The following is a 16243-nucleotide window of genomic DNA, read 5'->3' as shown; positions in this document are numbered from 1 at the left end:
GGCGACGCTCGGAATGCATGCGCCTGGACGGCCGGATCCGGCTCATACTGCCCGTGTCGCCGCCAGGAAGGGGCATGTCCGGAGGCGACACCAAGGTGTGACGGAGAGGCAGTACGACTACCCGCGGCCGGAGGTGTTCCGCGCCTGGACGGCTCCAGAGGAGATGGCGCAGTGGCGCGGCAGTCCCGGTTCGCACGTGGAGCCGGATACGGTCACGTCCGATCTGCGGCTCGGCGGACGTCACCACCACGTCAAGGTCCGTGACAACGATCCCACTACCCGGGTGACGACCAATGCGGTATTCATCGAGTACTTCGAGCCGGATGTCTTCGTCGCACGCCAGCGGATCACGGGTGACCCTGGCATCGACCAGGCCACCAGCCCGCGAACCGGCGCAGCCGGTACGTCCGCTACGACACCGACGAGGAGGAACACGGCGGCGTCAACGATATCGCCACGGAGTGGCCCGGTCTGCGCGGCACCATCTTCACCAGCGACATCGAAGCGGTCTGTCCGGTCGCCGGCAGCTTCAGCGACATCTACCTGTTCAAGGGCGACCAGGTCATCCGCTACGACGTCCGCAACGAAACGGTGCTCCACGGCGGCCCCTGGGACATTTCCGTCGCCTTCCCCGACCTGAAGGACACCACCTTCGACTCCGGCCTGTCGGCCGCCTGCCTGGTTCCCGGCCTTGTCGGCGCCTTCACCGTGTTCTGCGTCTTCAAGGGCGACCGCTACATGCGCGTCCGCAAGCAGAGCTTCCAGCCCGGGCCGGCCACCGCTCACCCGCCTCTCGCACAGGACCTCACGGTCTGAGCGAGAGGCGCCCGGCACGCTGGCACGACAGCGTAGGCCCGAAAGTCGAGCGTATGGCGTTAGGTCGGCTCCCGGTCGCGGGGCTGGCGGGCTCTGTACTCCTGGGCACGGGCGGCGAGTTCCCGGAAGAACACCGGTGGTGGTGTGACCTGGCCCTCGCGCCCGATCGGGGAGGGTGCCAGCGGTATGAGCAGATCGGTGTTGGGTGAGTGCAACCACAGGGCAACCTGGTAGAGCTCGGGGATCCGCAGGAGTCGGAGATCGAACCCAGCCAGTTGGAGCTGCGGCAGGGCTCGTGCGGCTCTGACCGCGGTCGCGGTGGCTCCAACGGATGAGCTTCTGTAGAACGTGGGCGGGAAGGTGCGTTCCGGCGTCTCGGAGACTTCGGCGCCGGCGAGCACATTGCCGCCGGACTCCAGCAGGAATCGCCAGCCCACCGGCTGCGCCGTTTCCAGGCCGCCGCCGGCCTCGATGTCTCGGACGAGCAGGGCGAACACCCGGTGTGGGGTGGACACCTCCACGTCATCCGGGGCGATCTCGCCCAGCAGTTTCGGGCCCTCTCCGCCGGCTCTGGCGATTAGGCCGAGCTGGGAGCGTGTTTCGTCCCGGATCCGTCCCGGCGGTTCAGGCATGTTCAACGGCATTGCAAAGCTCCCTGAGGCTAGTTTCGGCGAGTCTTGAAGGTCCGGTTCCAGGTGCCGTTCGCGCCGCCCGGGTAACCGCCGAAGAGCGTCTCCCATGCGATCCACATGATGGGGCTGTCCTCCATGCCCGCGTATACCCCGCCCGTGTCCTCCCACGGGTCATGCACCCATACGTGCACCAGCTCACCGGTCTGCGGGCGGTAGCTGTACCCCCAGATGTTGACGATGTGGCCGGAGAGGCCGCCACCCCAGCCGATGTTCATCATGACTGGGCGTCCGGCGTCTATCTCCGCTTTGACCTCGTTCTTCGTCAACTCCCTGAGCCTTCTCACCTCCACCCACCTGTTGCCCACCCACGTCGCGTCGACGGAATATCTGTCACCGTCGGCAACGGGGACCTGGACCCCGGCTTGCTGCAGCGGCCCGAAATCCGGCCACCAGCCCTGGTTGCAGTCCCCGCGTAACTCGCCATCCGGGCAGCAGCGGAACGGTCGCTGGTCGGCGAGCCTGGAGTCGTCCCTGTTGAGGACTGCGGCGGCGAATCCGCACTGGGTCCAAACCTGCGCGTTGGCGTAGAAGTTCGCGATGCTGATCGTCGTCGCGTTCCAACACCAGAGTGTTTTTTCCTGGTATTGACGCCAGCGCCAGTATGTCGAGCCGAGACTCTTGACCATTACGCTCTCGTCTGGTTGTGACACGCGACGTCATCCCTTCACTAGGCCGGTTACGTCGCCGCCGTCTTCTCGTAGAAGCCCCACCGTTGCGCCTCCTGACCGGGGCCCGGGAGGGCCCACGCCGCTGACGTTAGAGAGCCACAACTGCGCTCACAATAGTCACAATCCGTCAGGCTGGACCGAAACAAACAGAGTGGGACTCACATTTCAATTGCGGGCCGCTCATTACGTCTCGGCTTCCGCTCGGCCGCGACCAGCAGCGCCCCCGCACGGACTTGTCCCCTTGGCGCGAACCGCGAGGTCCGGGTCGAAAGCGCCCAAGCCTCGGCCTGGTCGCACAGGGAGATCGCATCGGCTCTGCCACTCCCGCCCCATCAGCCTCGAAAGAGGACTGCCGTGAACGTCGCCGTCTCGTGGCCTCATCCGGCCACCGGCGCAGCATGTGTGACAGCGTCAGCCAGGCGATAACGTCGAGACGCGTCCTCGAGGTCGCCGCGGTGCTCGGGCCAGCCGGTCGCGACCTGCGCGCCCGGTGGTTCGGCAGGGGCCGCCGGCGACGGCGAGGCTCTGGCGCAGCCTCGCCCCGCCCTCGTAGGTGGTGATGACCAGACGAGCCTGCTCGACGACCCCGGCCCACCGGATACGACCTGGGTCCACGACCCGGTTCTCCCTGAACGAGGTCGTTCTCAGGCGGCGGCGAGGTCCGGATCACGCTCATTTGGGGCTCATGACACGTTTCTTACCGGCACCCCAGCAGCCAGCGCAGGAACGCGGTCAGCACCTGCAGCCGGGTCTGCCGGGTGCTGGCCGGCGGGGAGTCGGCCAGCCAGGCGGCCACCACGTTCCAGGTGAGCCGGTCCATGGCGTCGACGAGGTCGACGTCGGCGCCGGGTACCTCGCCGCCGTCGTGCCGGGCCCGGCGCGGCCGCAGTCCGGCGATGTCGCCGACGCTGGCCACCAGCGGCGCCGGCGGTGCCAGTCCCGATGCTGGCTGGAGGTTGACGGTCCGGCGGGTGGTCGGATCCGCAGGGGCCGTCCCCAGCTTCCGGAGCGCTGCCGGGGGCATGTACCGCGGTCGGCTCGATCACATCGCCGCTCGCCGGACCCGTCGGCGCCGCGGCGGACATGACGCCGAGGTCGGCGGTGGCCCGGATCGGCTGATCATCTGTTGTCCTGGGCGGTGTGGGGCCGCTCGGCTGCTCGAGTGCCGCCCCCTGTGTCACGCCGGGCCGGACTGGCGGCCAGCTGGGCATCGCGGCGGGCGAGCAGCTCGGGCAGCGAGGCGTGCAGCGGCGGCCAGTGGCACCGGGCCGGATCGACGGCGCCGCCGGGCAGCCGTCCGTGCAGCAGGCTCATCCGGACACCGATGTGCTCCGGTCCGACCACGGCCAGCCAGCCGGCGCACAGGCGGAAGGGGTGGGCGGTGTCCGGCTGGTCCTTGTGGCAGGCCATGCGCGGCGCCGAGGTCAGCCGTGCCACGTCGGCGGCCGTGGTGTCGTCGCGGCGCATCACGCCCCGCTGCGCGCGGCGCAGCCGCATCATGTCCTCCTCGCTGGACGCGGTGTTGTACGTGGTGGGCCAGTGGCATTCGGCGCGGCATACCCGGATCTCGGCACCGGGCGGATACAGGCTGTGCGATGGCTCGGGATGCGGGCGAGCGGTCCGTGGCCCGCCTACGTACCCGCCGTTGGGACCGTTGGTCGCCCGTGGGCGTAGCGGTTGCGCATGGCGTCGCTGGCCGCAGGACCCGCTGCGAAGACGTAGGCATGGCTGTCGTCGAGTCGGCGGCCGGTCCTGGCGTCAACGACCACGGGCTCGACCTCCTCGCCGCTTTCCGCGTCGACGAGAATCATGCTGCGTTCGTGCGGCTCCAGCCGGGAATTGCCCCACGCGGCCAGGGCGACGATTACCGGGCGCAGGGAGCGCCCGAGGTCGGTCAGCACGTACTCGCGGCGGACCGGGTTGGTCTGGTAAGGCCGACGCTCCAGCAATCCGTCCGTCACGAGGGACTTCAGGCGGGCCGAGAGCATGCTCGAGGAGATGCCCAGGTTCTCATGGAACTGATCGAAGCGGGTGTAGCCATCGAAGGCGTCGTGGAGGATCAGCAGCGTCCACCACTCGCCGACATGCTCCACCGTCGTGGACAGCGGGCACTCCCGGTCCTCCAGCCTGATGCGGCTCACCACGGTTACCATCCCTTCGGTTACTGCTAAAGTCGAAGTCAGTAGCTTCTACTTTAGCAGTAACCGAGCGTCGCACCGTATGTGCGCACCAGGGATCGGAAGACACCATGACCAGCCCCATCAACGAATCACTCGAAGGCCGCCGCGCCCTGGTCACCGGCGGCACCAAGGGCACTGGAGCCGCCATCGCCCGGCGGCTCGCCGAGGCAGGCGCCGACGTGCTTGTCACCGCCCGCAGCCGCCCCGACAAGGTCGAGGATAAGACCTTCATCGCCGCCGACCTGTCGACCGCCGAAGGGGCCGACCGGGTGATCGCCGAAGTGGGAGCACGCCTGGAAGGTGTCGACGTCCTGGTCCACACGCTCGGCGGCTCCGAGGCGCCGGCCGGCGGATTCGCGGCGCTCGGCGAGGAGGACTGGGCAAAAGAGCTCAACGTGAACCTGCTGGCCGCCGTCCGCCTGGACCGCGGCCTTTTGCCTGGCATGATCGCGAGCGGCAAGGGCGTGATCCTGCACGTCACCTCGATCCAGCGCCGCATGCCACTGTGGAACGGCACCCTGGCCTACGCAGCAGCCAAAGCGGCGCTGACCACCTACAGCAAGGGCCTGGCCAACGAGGTCGCCCCACATGGTATCCGTGTCAACACCGTTTCTCCGGGCTTCATCCAGACCACCGCCGCCGACAACCTGGTCGCCCGGATCGCCCAGGAGGCCGGCGTCACGCAGGAAGCCGCCCTGGGGCGGCTCATGGACTCGCTCGGCGGCATTCCCCTCGGCCGCCCCAACCGACCGGAGGAAGTTGCTGAACTCGTCGCTTTCCTCGTCTCCGACCGCGCCTCGGCCATCGTCGGCGCCGAACACGTCATCGATGGCGGCACCACCCCCACCGTCTGAGCCCCAGTTAAGAGGACCGTCATGCCGAGCCATCAGCCCCACACCATCGCCCCGAGCGACTTGCCCGAGACGATCGCACGCTACCTGAGGGCCCACAAAGACCACGACACCGCCACCGCAGTCACCGCCTTCACCAGCGACGCCACCGTGACCGACGACGGCAGGACGTACCAGGGCGCCACGGCAATCGAACAGTGGCTGAACCGCTCCGCCACCGAATTCACCTACACCATCGAGCTCACCGATGCGCAGCAGACTGATCCGACCCACTACGTCGCCACACACCACCTCGAAGGCAACTTCCCTGGAGGCAGTGTCGACCTGCGCTATCAGTTCGCCCTCCGCGACGACCTGATCGAGCGTCTGGTCATCGAGACCTGATCGCCTGGGCGTCTCGATCCCGCACTCGGATGAGCCCTTCCGTCCGGCGGCTTGGCCGCGCTTTCATGAAGCCTCCGCCTGGTGCAGGTGCCCCCAGGTACGTGCCCCGGCGTAGGAGGCACCGAAGCGCGGTCAGATCCAAGTACGGTGCTCAGTCACAGTTGGAGGCCGAGCCCGGTCTTGGCGATGAGACCCTGGAGGAGGCGGGAGCGGTACCGCATGCGTTTGAGCCGTGTCTTCACCAGCGCGGTGAGCTGCTCGAGGCTGTGTTTCGTGAGGTTGGCCAGCGACCTCTTCAGGTGCGACCACACGCCCTCGACGGGGTTGAGCTCGGGAGCGTACGGCGGCAGCTGATAGACGGTCAGCCATAATCGGGCGGCGATCAGCTCGTGCATGGCGCGGCTGACGTGCGTGTTCAAGTTGTCCCAGACCAGGACGATGGCGCCGCCGAGCTGCTGGTGCGCGGCATCCAGCAGGTGGGCGTAGTCGGTCTCGGTGAAGCCCTTGCGACGGCCTTTAGCGGGACCGCGGTCGAGGTGGATGCGGTAGATCAGCCGTGATCTGCGGCCGGCCTTGGTGCAGATCAGCGCTGCCATGGAGACGCGTTTGGTGCCTGCGGCCGTAACCCGCACCACCGGGGTGTGGCCCCGTCGGCCCCAGGTGCGACCCTTGGGCGGCCTCAGGCCCTGGCCGGCCTCGTCCTCGAAGCAGAGCCAGGCGCCCAAGTCCGCCGCTTTCTTTTTTATCAGGGGCCACTGCTCGTCCTTCCAGGCGGCGATCTTCGCCTCGTCCCGCTCGGTGGCCTTGCGGGAGGGCACCTGCACACTCCAGCCGATGCGGTGCAGCAGCAGGTAGAGCCGGCCAGGGTGTACTCGACGCCGAACCGGCGGAGCACGATCTCGGCGATCCGGACCAGCGTCCAGCACTGGTCACTCCAGCCGGACGCGACCGGTCCGGCATCCAGCACGGTCTCCAGAACGCGGAGTTGTCCCGGATCGAGCTTGCAACGGGCGCCGCCGGGGCCCCTGGAGGCCAAGGCCTGCCGACCGTCCAAAGCCAATGCCCGTCGCCAGCGATTCGCCGACATCCGGGTCACTCTGAACCGCCGGGCGACCTCCCGGTCACTGGCCCCGGCTTCGATCAGGTCAGCGGCTGCGAGCCGGACTTGCTCACGCCGAGCCCGTTCCACGGCCGTCAATCCACCGCCATCGGGATACCTCATTCTTCCGGCATAGCGCGGCCCACGACACCCGTCACGACCGGACGTAACCCGCACCGTTAAAGATCTCTAGCAGCCGCTTTGCCATGATCAGACTGACCTGCAAGTCGTTGGCGGGCTTTGAAGCGCCGCGAACTCCTGGGTATGGTCGCGCGCCTTGGGGCGGCAACGACCATGCGGTCCCGCTCGGGGGCAGTCCGGGCAACGCTACTCAGCTGGGTAGCACGGCGAAGGGGTGATCGAAGACGTATTTCCAGCTGCCATCGGACTGGCGGCGGGCGACCTCGGCGGTTCCGGCGCGCAGCTCGACCGGACCTCCGCTGGGATCGATTCCGCCGACGAGGTGGAAGTCGATGCCGCCCATGGCCAGATCGCCGTGCCGTACCCAATAGCGGGGCTTGAAGGTGATCGTCCCGCCCAGGCCGAGGAGCCGGCGCAGCGACTCTTCGATGGCGGACAGTCCGGTGATGGGAGCCTGGTCCGGCCCGGGCACCAGCACCGCGTCCGGCTCATACAGCTCGAGCATCGAGGCGAGGTCACCGGCATTGAAGGCCTCGGCCCAGCGAATGTTGATCTCTTCTGGCTGCGACGCCGCGGTCATGATGGACTCCCAAGCGATTGGATCGGTTGACGGGCATGGTGGTGCTGCGATTCGACAGCCCAGGTCGTTGCGCTCGGAGCGGCCGTGAGATGGCGCCGGATCCGGTCGACGAACGCCCGGGTGCTCGGCAGCTCGCGGTGGAGGGCGAGTGCCCGTGCGGAGGTGAAGGTTTCCAGCACCAGGAGGCGGGCATCGTCGGTGGGGTCGCACAACACTGTCGCACCGAGGCAGTCCGGCTCGCGAGCCCATTGCCGGCTGATCACCATTAGTTCGTCGAGCAGGGACGTTCTGGCCTCGGGCCGAGCGTGGAGTTCGACCAGGGCCACCACCGGAGCGGCGTCCACTCGATCCCCCGCGGACGCGGAGGTTGGGTCCGACCCGGAATCGAAGGCGGATATAGGGGGCATAACGGGCATTTCCTCCTGAGGAGGGACTCTGGAGTCGTTGCATTGGGATCAATGCATTGACTTCAATGTAATGGCATCAATGTAATATGAGCAAGTCCTGGCTCACATGTAACGGGAGGGGGGCGGGAGGCGTGTCCAGCGAGCAGGCCGGATCGGCCGACCTCGGCGATCCGCCGTACCCGGTGAGCGCCGTCGATCTGGCCGACGAGTTCGGCCGCACCGCGAAACTGCTCGGCGGCCGACTCACCAGCAGGCTGGCCGGCCACGATCTGTCGATGCCCCGGGCTCACCTGCTGGTAGCGCTGATCCGGTCCGGCCCGCAGCGGGTCACCCAGCTCGCCAACCAGATCGGCGTCACCCAGGGCACCGCCTCCACGCTGGTCGACGCCCTCGTCCGCGAGGGACTCCTGGAGCGGTGCACCGACCCGCTCGATGGACGCGCCACCCGGCTGGCCGTCACGGACCTCGGACACGAACGAGCGCAGGCATGGCTGCATGACTACGAGCTTGCGGCCGATGAGATCTTCGGGACGCTGTCCGACCGGCAGCGTTCCGCTCTGCTCGTGGCCCTGCGCCTACTCTCCGCCGCCAAGTCGCCCTCCGATGGATGACGCAGGACGGGAGTCTGATCAGTGCATTTCGAGCCCGGTTGGCTGACACCGCCAGCTACGGGGTGCCGCTCCTCGGTGTCGAAAGCCGCACTCCGCGCTTGCCTGAACAACTCCTTGCGAGTTGATCCAGGAGGCTCCTCGTAATCGCCGTAGTCACTCCCTCGGTAGTACTCCGCGGCTGGGTTGATACCAGCGAGCTCACACAACGGGGCCTTGTGAGCTACCAGTTGGCGTCGCTGATGGGCTGCAGCTCGAACTTCTCGTGGTCGCCGGCGCCGGCGACCCACCGGATCACACCCCTGGCGCCCGCGATGTCGACGACCTGGCCGGAGTGCTTGACGATCAGCGGGGGTAGGCGTCGGTGATGCAGGTGTACGGGTCGCGCACCACCCACGCGGTGAGTGGGGTGCCGTCCAGCCGTGTCAGGACGTACTTGTCCTCCTTGTACCAGAGTCTCGGCCACGCGCTTGCCTGCCGGGTAGGTGCGCGAGACGGTGTCGGTCCGGGACGACTCGGCGGAGATGTGTCCCGCGTCATGATTTCTGGCAGAGGTCCATGCTTGTCCTCTGACCAAGGAGTCCGTGATGCCCCAACCCCCCGCGCTCCCGGTCGATGAGAAGGTCCGGATCGTGCTGAGCATCCTGGCCGGAGAGATGACGGTGGCCCAGGCCGCCCGCCGCGCCAGAAAGCTGCCGGTCCGCGGCCGTGGCCGGCGCCTCCATCGCGGCGGGACTCATCGGAATGCACCCTGCTCGTCAGCCTCCCGCAACCAGCCCGAGGACACCCCGTCCCCCTCCAACCCTTCATACCAGTTCTCCATGCGGGCGTAAGGGATCGCGAAGATGGCGCCGATCGACACCTTGACCGACCTTCTCTATAGAGGGTCAGCACAACAGGGCGAGAGGATGATCGCGTCGACCCCGAGAGCGGCGGCGCATCGGATGATGGCCCCGACGTGTGCATGCGGCGACCAGGTCGACATCGGGCCGGCTGCCGCGCCTCGCTGCACGACCGGCCGCCGCGCGCCTCGCTCCACGACACCCAAGGCGATCGGACCAGGAAGCGGGGGCGCCCCAGTCGAGGTCACGCTGCCGCATGGCAGCATTCTTATGAAGATCGGCATTCCTGTTACTCGCGGTGGGCGCCGCCGTGGAGCAGGCTGGCGGCAGCGCCTGACCCCGATGGCGAGGGTCCATGTCCGACGAACGAAGAGGAAGGACCCTCATGCCTTTCGCGCCCGTGCGTACACGTGCCGCTGTCTGCGTTCTGCTGCTGATGCTCTCGCTGAGCTCCTGCCGGGAAGAACCTGAGCGGCGGACCGCGCCGGCCTCCCCCACCACCGACCTCGCCGTCTCCACGTCGCCGGCACCCAGGAAGAGCGTGCCGGAGCGCGGGCCCGTGCTGGCGGGGCCGGGCACCGTGTGCGGTGAGATCCAGCCGCCCAACGGCGGCCCGATGGCCGCGGTCGCGATTCTCGAAGGACGCGCCGACTGCCGGGCGGCCGTTCGGACCTTCCGTTCCTATTACCAAGCCGACACTCCCAAGCAGGGCAGTGCGGGGGTGGCGACCGTCGGCGGGTGGCGTTGCGCCAGCAACTCCGCCGCTCAGGCGAACACCACCGGGCGGCTTTCCTCCTGCCGGAAGGCCGCCGCCACCATCGTGGCGGACGTCATCCCCTGACCGCCGCAGGTCCACGATCCGCCGATCAGCCTGACAGGGCTGTCCCGGGCGGGGCCACGGCCGGCGGCCCGCCGTACGGAAACTACGGTTCGCCCTGTGGCGGCGCCGTTCTGGGTGGCCGCTCCGGGCCCTGTTCCGGCGTGGACGTTGCGCGGTAGCCGAAGACGGCCGCCTCCAGCGCGGCCATGGCCAGCAGGAAGGCCAAACCCCCGACCGGGAGCGCCACCAGGATGACGAACGCCGTGGTGAGCATGCGCCCATCCCCCTCAGGCCTGCCTCTCCGCAGTCGTCGCTCTACCCGAACAAATCCGCATTAAAGGGACATCTATGTAGATAACCCCTCTTGTTCGCGGAGATAGCTGCGGAGGAGCGCCCAGCAGCAGACAGGGCGGCCGACGTCAGTCGGCGGCGAGAGGGCTCGCGGGCGGCCGGGCGGATGCCCCCGGGCCACCCTCCTGCGGCCGTGGCCGTAGGAGGGTGGAAGGGCAGGTCGACCGGCTCCCGCGGCCACGCTGGGCGTCTCGCCGAGCGGCGGCTTCGTCAGGGCATCCGGGGTTACGCCGCTGGGCAGCCCTGTCGGCGGTATTTGCCTGGGGCCGTGCCGTACTCGCGTTTGAAGGCGTTGGCGAAGGCGAACTCCGAGCCGTAGCCTACCGTGGCTGCGATCTCGCTCAGCGCGGCGTCGGAGTCGCGGAGCATGCGCGCGGCCGTGCCCAGCCGCCACCAGGTCAGGTAGGTCAGCGGCGGCTGCCCGACGAGCTGGGTGAACCGGCGGGAGAACGCCGCGCGGGACAGCCCGGCACGGCGGCCCAGCGACTCGACCGTCCAGGGGTGGGCGGGGTCGCGGTGGATGCCGTCGAGTGCGGTGCTGATGGCGGGGTCGGCCAGCGCGGCGGCCCAGCTGTCGACCTTGCAGTGCTCCGTCGAGGCGTCGAGCCAGGCGCGCAGGATGTACAGCAGCAGCATGTCCAGCAGTGCCGACACCACCGTGTCCGCGCCGGGCCGCGGGTCGTCGATCTCCTTGCCGAGCAGTTCGACGGCGGCGCGCAGCTCGGTGTTGTGCCCCACCCTGGCAGGCAGGTGGATCATCTCGGGCAGCCCTCTGAGCAGCGGATGCGCGCGGCTGGAATCGAGCTGGTAGCCGCCGCAGAGCGTGACGGTGACGGGCCCCGTGCCCTCCATGGAGGCGGACGCGAACAGCTCGGCCTCCCCGTACGGGTCGCAGTCGGGTTCGGCGATCGGGCTGGTGGGCGAGTCGGCCAGCGCGTAGCCGTGCCCGTGCGGGAAGAACAGCACGTCGCCCGTGCCCACGGGGATCGGTTCGTCCTCAGGCGGGACGGCCCAGCACGACCCCTGCAGCACCACCTGGAAGCCCGCCGAGCCCGGGGCTGACGGGAACCGGAGACCCCAGGGCGCCGACCATTCGACCCGGGCCGATCGCGGCCGGCCCATCCGCATCGAGGCGATCACGTCGCTCAGCACGTCCACGGAACCAAGTCTAGCTACGAAGACGATGGCGTATGAATCGGAGATGGAAACGTATTGGCTGTCTTCCACCGGCCTCCTACGGTTGACGGCATGACAAGAGTCCTGGTCAGCGGGGCGACCGGCACGATCGGCCGCCCGCTGGTGACCCAACTGGAACACGCGGGCGCCGACGTCCGCACGGTGACGAGGCAGTTGACCGACCCGGCCGCGCTCCGGGCGGCTCTCGACGGCGTGGACGCGGTCTTCCTGCTGTGGCCGTTCGCCTCGGCCGAGGGCGCCCGCGAGGTGCTGGAGCTGATCGGGGCCCGGCGGGTGGTCTACCTGTCCTCGGCCGCCGCCCGCCCGCACGAGGTCGAGATCGAGCGCCTGATCGCCGGGACGGCGCGGGAGTGGACGGTGCTGCGCCCCCACGCGTTCGCGGCCAACACCCTGCGGTGGGCCGAGCAGGTCCGCGCGGGCGTCGTGCGGCAGCCGTACGGCGAGGCGACCCTTGCCCCGATCCACGAGCGGGACGTCGCTGCCGTCGCGGTGCGCGCGCTGCTCGACCAGGGGCACCACGGCGCGGTCTACACGCTGACCGGACCCCGGCCGCTGACCCGGCGCGAGCAGGCGAGCACGATCGGCGCGGCGATCGGCCGGCCGCTGCGCTGGGAGGAGGAGCCTCCGGAGGAGTCCAGGCAGCGGCTGCTCGGCCTGGGCCTGCCGCCGGCGGCCGTGGACGAGATGCTGCGCGGTCTGGCCGAGCCTGGCCCGACCACCAGGACCTTCCAGGAGATCACCGGAGCGCCCGCGAGCACGTTCGAGGCGTGGGCGAGCGAGCACGCCGCCGGCTTCCTCGGCACCATGCGGGCCGCCCGCATCCACGAGTACGGCGACGCCTCGGTGATCTCGCTGGACGAGGTGCCGGTGCCGAGGCCCGGGCCGGACGAGGTGCTCATCAGGGTGGCCGCGACCTCGTTCAACCCGTCGGAGGTCGGCCTGCGCATGGGCCTGTTGCGGGGCGTGTTCCCCGTCACGCTGCCGTACACGCTCGGCTTGGACGTCGCGGGCACCGTGGTCACCGGGGCGGGTGACTTCGCGCCCGGCGATCGGGTGATCGGGCTCATCGACGGGGCGGCGGCGGAGTACGCGGTCGCGCCGGCCGGCCTGCTGGCCAGAGCGCCGGAGCGGATTCCGCTGGCGGACGCGGCGGCCGTCCCGGTGGCCGGGCTCACCGCGTGGCAGGCGGTCTTCGAGCACGCCCGCATCGGTCCCGGCAGCCGGGTGCTGATCAACGGGGCCGGTGGCGGTGTCGGGTTGTTCGCGGTCCAGCTGGCCAAGCACGCGGGGGCGCACGTGGTGGCGACGGCGAGCCCGCGCAGCGCCGCGGCCGTACGCGCGCTGGGCGCCGACGAGGTCGTCGACTACACCAGCACCGGCCTGCCGGGCGGCAGCGACGTGCTGATCAACCTGGTGCCGGGGGTGCCCGCGTCGGTGACCGGGCTGGCCAGGCGGTTCGTCTCGATCACCGAGCCGATCGAGCATCCGCGTGCCGTCCGGTTCGTGGCCCGCAACGACCCGGGCCAGCTGGCCGAGCTGGTGGCGCTGATCGACAAGGGCGTGGTGAAGGTCGAGGCGGACGCGCGCCCGCTGGAGTCCCTGCCGGACGTGCACCGTGCCGCCGAGCGCGGCGCTGTTCGCGGAAAAGTCATCCTGAAGGTAGAGAAATGATCAGAATTGGCATCATTGTCGGCAGCACGCGGCCGGGACGCAACGGCGAGGCCGTCGCCCGATGGGTCCACGACCACGCGGTCAGGCGCGGCGACGCGCACTACGAGCTGGTCGACCTGAAGGACTACGACCTGCCCCACCTCGACGAGCCGCTCGCCGCTGCCACCGGTGTCTACGAGCACCCGCACACCAAGGCCTGGTCCGGCACCATCGCCGGCCTCGACGGCTTCGTCTTCGTGACACCCGAGTACAACCACTCCACCAGCGGCGCGCTCAAGACCGCCATCGACTTCCTGTTCGCCGAGTGGCACGACAAGGCCGCGGGCGTGGTCGGCTACGGCGTCAGCGGTGGTGTCCGGGCGGCCGAGCACCTGCGGCAGGTGCTCGGCCAGGTCAAGGTGGCCGATGTGCAGGCGGCCGTGGAACTGCACCTGCACGCCGACTTCCAGGACTTCACCACCTTCAAGCCCGCCGCGCACCAGGACGACATGCTGAGCAAGCTGCTCGACCAGGTGGTCTCGTGGAGCACGGCGCTGCGACCACTCAGAGCGTGAGGTGCCGCGTCACTGCCGCCGGTGGCGAACGGCCTCAGCCGAGGCTGACGTGTTCGTGACAGAACCGCCTGCTTCCTTGACCAGGAGGCGGGCGGCTCCCCATGTGCGTGACCGTCGCCATTCCCGGCGAATACTCGCGCATGTGATACGTCAAACAAAGGTCTGCGCATGCCCCTTTATCGGAAATCCACAGCGGTCGCGGAATAGGGGCCTCGACCACATGGTTGCAACGCTTATCACGAAATAACCGGATTCATCACACAATTCCGGTACACCAGCCCGGGTCTCACACCCAGGGCACAATTGATTCGACATGGAGTGATCTCGATGACCAGCCTGAAGCACGTTCTCGCAGCCGGAACAGTAGCGATGTTCGCCCTCGCCGCACCCGTGACGCTGGCCGCCCAGCCCGCCGGTGCCGCCACCGTGCCCGCTCACGTGGTCCAGCTCGACGGCGGTGGCAGCGCCAACGGCGCAGCCAATGGCAGCAGCGGCATCCACTGACAAAGGATGAACATTCGCAACCCAAGAAACAATTACCGAAAAGGTGAAAACCCGCCGGCAGAGAAACGCAGAGGCGTCGGAGGCCATACCTCCGACGCCTCTTTGCATTCCTGTCGCCGGCGGTCGACATCATCCGCGAGTGACGCAGGAAAACGGGCCCCGAGGAATCGGGGCTCTTCGCATGGAATCATGCGGCCACCAGGGCCCTTCGCCGACGATCGCGGGTGCATGAACCTTGATGTCAGAGTGCGTTACGTGAGCTGACGCCCTTTTCTGATTCCGTAGGTCTGCTCGACGACCCATCGTTTCGGCTGGGGCACGAAGCCTTTGTCGGCGGGGTTGCGTTCGACGATGTCCACGGCGATCCCCAGGCTGGCGCCATGGGCGACGACCGTGTCCTTGAACCCTTGGTCGACCAGCGCTTCGGTCACGCTGCCCTCGGTGACGACGGCGGCCTGGTCCAGCGGGGCGATCCCGGCCGTGTTCTCGTGGGCTGAGGCCGCGAGCACGACGACCGCGATGACCAGGCCCAGCACGTCTACGGCCAGGCCTCGCTTGCGTCCCGGCACCTTCTTGGCGACGTCCCGGCCGGTCGCGGCGGCGGGGACGCCAGCCGCGACGTGGACGCTTTGGGTGTCCAGTACGACCAGGCTCGGGTCGGCTGATCGGCCCTTCTTCTCGCGCAGGTGCCGGCGCAGCAGGTCATGGATCGTCTTTTCGGTGCCGTCGTCGCGCCATTTGGCGAAGTAGTAGTACGTCGCGCCCTTGGGCGGCAGATCGTGCGGGATCCCTGGTAGCGGATCGCGTTGACGATCTCCCGCAGCGCGTAGTTGCCTTCGAGGCCGCTGACCGAGGGGTGCGCGGCCTTCCATGCCGTGAGGACCGGTTCGATCAACGCCCACTGAGCGTCGGTTAAGTCGCTCGGGTACGGCTTGCGCTCAGTCACCGCGCCATCCCAGCACAACTGGACCCGCAGACTGGCGGTAACACTACAAATCCACACGATCACATAACGACATCACGGATGGAGGCTCACGTGAGGCACTCTCAGAGGCTCGAGGGCGGCTAGGACGAGGTCGAGGCCGAAGGTGAACTCCTCCGCCGGGTCGTAGCCGGCAGCGGCGAGCACCGCGGCGGACTCGTTGAGGTAGGGGAACTCGTCAGGAGGAAGCTGGGGCAGGAAGACGTCCTCGGCCATGTCCGCGAACTCATCGGCGGTGTCGAACGGCAGGCTGGCTTCCTGCAGGGCGAAACCGTAGACGTAGCTGTCGAGCAACCAGTTGGCGTGCGTCGCCATCAAGACCGGGAAGCCGGCCCTCCGCAGGCAGGCGGTGACCGCTTCGCGGTGGCGGAGGTTCGCGGGCCCCGGCGATGTCCGCGACTCCATCAGGCCGATCGCCCACGGGTGGCGTGCGAGAACCTGTCGGGCGGATACCGCCCGCCGTCGCATCGCTGACTGCCAGTCGGTCTCTTCAGGGGGGAGCTCGATCTCCTCGAACACGACGTCGATCATGGCGTCCAGCAAGTCCTCCTTGCTCGCTACGTAGTGGTAGAGCGACATCGCGCCCGCGCCGAGCGCGCGAGCCAGCTGGCGCATGCTCAGCTCGCCGACCCCCTCGCGGTCGGCGAGCCGGACCGCCTCGGCCACCACCCGCTTCCTGCTCAGCCCCGCATCTGACGCGACCTGGCGTCGTTCCCTTGCAGACAACGGGTCTCCTCGCTCCCTCGAACGGCTTGACAATCGTTCAGCGTACGGTCATGGTACAGCGTACTACTCGTAGTACAGCGTACGACGTACGATGTACGAACCAGCGAGAGTCGTAGCTCGGACGTGAGGAGGCTTCTGTGGGAATCGAACAGCGATCGAATGCCGGAGCA

22 protein-coding genes are annotated in these 16243 nt (G+C 68.6%); 9 read left to right on the top strand and 13 right to left on the bottom strand.

Features of this window, described 5'->3' with window-relative positions; all coding sequences use genetic code 11:
- Nucleotides 1–13: 13 nt before the first annotated feature.
- Nucleotides 14–640, top strand: a complete 627-nt coding sequence (locus ACWDLG_RS39420; RefSeq protein ID WP_449929867.1) for an SRPBCC domain-containing protein — start codon at nucleotides 14–16, stop codon at nucleotides 638–640.
- Nucleotides 538–816 (top strand): hemopexin repeat-containing protein, encoded by a 279-nt coding sequence (locus ACWDLG_RS39415; protein ID WP_449929958.1) that lies wholly within the window; start codon nucleotides 538–540, stop codon nucleotides 814–816. Before ACWDLG_RS39420 ends, ACWDLG_RS39415 begins: the two co-directional genes overlap by 103 nt.
- A gap of 59 nt (nucleotides 817–875) precedes the next feature.
- On the opposite strand, the gene ACWDLG_RS39410 is transcribed toward ACWDLG_RS39415, so the two are convergent.
- From ACWDLG_RS39410 to ACWDLG_RS39390, 5 genes are all read right to left on the bottom strand, one after another.
- Entirely contained in the window at nucleotides 876–1460 is a 585-nt protein-coding gene (locus ACWDLG_RS39410; protein WP_449929865.1) for a hypothetical protein, read from the bottom strand.
- A 17-nt stretch (nucleotides 1461–1477) separates the two neighbouring features.
- Complete coding sequence (locus ACWDLG_RS39405; protein ID WP_449929863.1) at nucleotides 1478–2134, bottom strand: C39 family peptidase; 657 nt, start codon at nucleotides 2132–2134, stop codon at nucleotides 1478–1480.
- A gap of 739 nt (nucleotides 2135–2873) precedes the next feature.
- Nucleotides 2874–3092, bottom strand: coding sequence for a hypothetical protein (locus tag ACWDLG_RS39400; RefSeq protein WP_449929861.1), 219 nt, complete (start codon nucleotides 3090–3092; stop codon nucleotides 2874–2876).
- A 203-nt stretch (nucleotides 3093–3295) separates the two neighbouring features.
- Nucleotides 3296–3676: a DUF6283 family protein gene (locus ACWDLG_RS39395; protein WP_449929859.1), complete on the bottom strand. Its 381-nt coding sequence runs from the start codon at nucleotides 3674–3676 to the stop codon at nucleotides 3296–3298.
- 131 nt (nucleotides 3677–3807) lie between these two features.
- Nucleotides 3808–4320, bottom strand: coding sequence for a winged helix-turn-helix transcriptional regulator (locus tag ACWDLG_RS39390; RefSeq protein WP_449929857.1), 513 nt, complete (start codon nucleotides 4318–4320; stop codon nucleotides 3808–3810).
- Nucleotides 4321–4424: 104 nt separating this feature from the next.
- Here ACWDLG_RS39390 and ACWDLG_RS39385 point away from each other — a divergent pair, with 104 nt between their 5' ends.
- Both ACWDLG_RS39385 and ACWDLG_RS39380 read left to right on the top strand, forming a co-directional pair.
- Nucleotides 4425–5210: an SDR family oxidoreductase gene (locus tag ACWDLG_RS39385; protein WP_379575548.1), complete on the top strand. Its 786-nt coding sequence runs from the start codon at nucleotides 4425–4427 to the stop codon at nucleotides 5208–5210.
- A 21-nt stretch (nucleotides 5211–5231) separates the two neighbouring features.
- Nucleotides 5232–5591 carry a hypothetical protein gene (locus ACWDLG_RS39380; protein ID WP_449929854.1) on the top strand — a complete coding sequence of 120 codons (360 nt, stop codon included), beginning with the start codon at nucleotides 5232–5234 and terminating at the stop codon, nucleotides 5589–5591.
- Nucleotides 5592–5746: 155 nt separating this feature from the next.
- Here ACWDLG_RS39380 and ACWDLG_RS39375 read toward each other — a convergent pair.
- The 3 genes from ACWDLG_RS39375 to ACWDLG_RS39365 form a co-directional block, all read right to left on the bottom strand.
- Nucleotides 5747–6813, bottom strand: a protein-coding gene (locus tag ACWDLG_RS39375; RefSeq protein ID WP_449929852.1) for an IS630 family transposase whose coding sequence is annotated in 2 segments (ribosomal slippage) — nucleotides 5747–6444 and nucleotides 6444–6813 — 1068 coding nt in all. Because the reading frame shifts where the segments join, the coding sequence is not laid out codon by codon here.
- 208 nt (nucleotides 6814–7021) lie between these two features.
- Nucleotides 7022–7411, bottom strand: a complete 390-nt coding sequence (locus ACWDLG_RS39370; RefSeq protein WP_449929850.1) for a YybH family protein — start codon at nucleotides 7409–7411, stop codon at nucleotides 7022–7024.
- Nucleotides 7408–7818: a putative quinol monooxygenase gene (locus ACWDLG_RS39365; RefSeq protein ID WP_449929956.1), complete on the bottom strand. Its 411-nt coding sequence runs from the start codon at nucleotides 7816–7818 to the stop codon at nucleotides 7408–7410. Before ACWDLG_RS39365 ends, ACWDLG_RS39370 begins: the two co-directional genes overlap by 4 nt.
- Nucleotides 7819–7949: 131 nt before the next feature.
- On the opposite strand from ACWDLG_RS39365, the gene ACWDLG_RS39360 reads away from it, so the two are divergent.
- Entirely contained in the window at nucleotides 7950–8429 is a 480-nt protein-coding gene (locus ACWDLG_RS39360) for a MarR family winged helix-turn-helix transcriptional regulator (protein ID WP_449929848.1), read from the top strand.
- Nucleotides 8430–8649: 220 nt separating this feature from the next.
- On the opposite strand, the gene ACWDLG_RS39355 is transcribed toward ACWDLG_RS39360, so the two are convergent.
- Nucleotides 8650–8823 carry a hypothetical protein gene (locus tag ACWDLG_RS39355; RefSeq protein WP_449929846.1) on the bottom strand — a complete coding sequence of 58 codons (174 nt, stop codon included), beginning with the start codon at nucleotides 8821–8823 and terminating at the stop codon, nucleotides 8650–8652.
- An 845-nt stretch (nucleotides 8824–9668) separates the two neighbouring features.
- On the opposite strand from ACWDLG_RS39355, the gene ACWDLG_RS39350 reads away from it, so the two are divergent.
- Nucleotides 9669–10109, top strand: a complete 441-nt coding sequence (locus ACWDLG_RS39350; protein WP_449929844.1) for a hypothetical protein — start codon at nucleotides 9669–9671, stop codon at nucleotides 10107–10109.
- 82 nt (nucleotides 10110–10191) lie between these two features.
- Here the strand turns inward: ACWDLG_RS39350 and ACWDLG_RS39345 are convergent, their stop codons facing one another.
- Entirely contained in the window at nucleotides 10192–10362 is a 171-nt protein-coding gene (locus tag ACWDLG_RS39345) for a hypothetical protein (RefSeq protein ID WP_449929842.1), read from the bottom strand.
- Nucleotides 10363–10664: 302 nt separating this feature from the next.
- Entirely contained in the window at nucleotides 10665–11597 is a 933-nt protein-coding gene (locus ACWDLG_RS39340) for an AraC family transcriptional regulator (protein ID WP_449929840.1), read from the bottom strand.
- Between the two features lie 90 nt (nucleotides 11598–11687).
- Between ACWDLG_RS39340 and ACWDLG_RS39335 the strand changes: the two genes are divergently transcribed.
- From ACWDLG_RS39335 to ACWDLG_RS39325, 3 genes are all read left to right on the top strand, one after another.
- Nucleotides 11688–13307, top strand: coding sequence for an alcohol dehydrogenase catalytic domain-containing protein (locus ACWDLG_RS39335; protein ID WP_449929838.1), 1620 nt, complete (start codon nucleotides 11688–11690; stop codon nucleotides 13305–13307).
- Nucleotides 13304–13861 carry an NADPH-dependent FMN reductase gene (locus ACWDLG_RS39330; protein ID WP_449929836.1) on the top strand — a complete coding sequence of 186 codons (558 nt, stop codon included), beginning with the start codon at nucleotides 13304–13306 and terminating at the stop codon, nucleotides 13859–13861. The genes ACWDLG_RS39335 and ACWDLG_RS39330 overlap by 4 nt, the downstream gene beginning before the upstream one ends.
- Nucleotides 13862–14188: 327 nt before the next feature.
- Nucleotides 14189–14365 (top strand): hypothetical protein, encoded by a 177-nt coding sequence (locus tag ACWDLG_RS39325; RefSeq protein ID WP_449929834.1) that lies wholly within the window; start codon nucleotides 14189–14191, stop codon nucleotides 14363–14365.
- Between the two features lie 251 nt (nucleotides 14366–14616).
- Here the strand turns inward: ACWDLG_RS39325 and ACWDLG_RS39320 are convergent, their stop codons facing one another.
- Nucleotides 14617–15237, bottom strand: coding sequence for a transposase (locus tag ACWDLG_RS39320; RefSeq protein ID WP_449929832.1), 621 nt, complete (start codon nucleotides 15235–15237; stop codon nucleotides 14617–14619).
- A 146-nt stretch (nucleotides 15238–15383) separates the two neighbouring features.
- Nucleotides 15384–16013, bottom strand: a complete 630-nt coding sequence (locus tag ACWDLG_RS39315) for a TetR/AcrR family transcriptional regulator (protein ID WP_449929830.1) — start codon at nucleotides 16011–16013, stop codon at nucleotides 15384–15386.
- Nucleotides 16014–16243: the final 230 nt, after the last annotated feature.

Source organism: Nonomuraea sp. NPDC003727 (assembly GCF_053586935.1).
The sequence above is the reverse complement of the archived record's forward strand: the minus strand, read 5'-3'. Positions and strand labels throughout refer to the sequence as shown.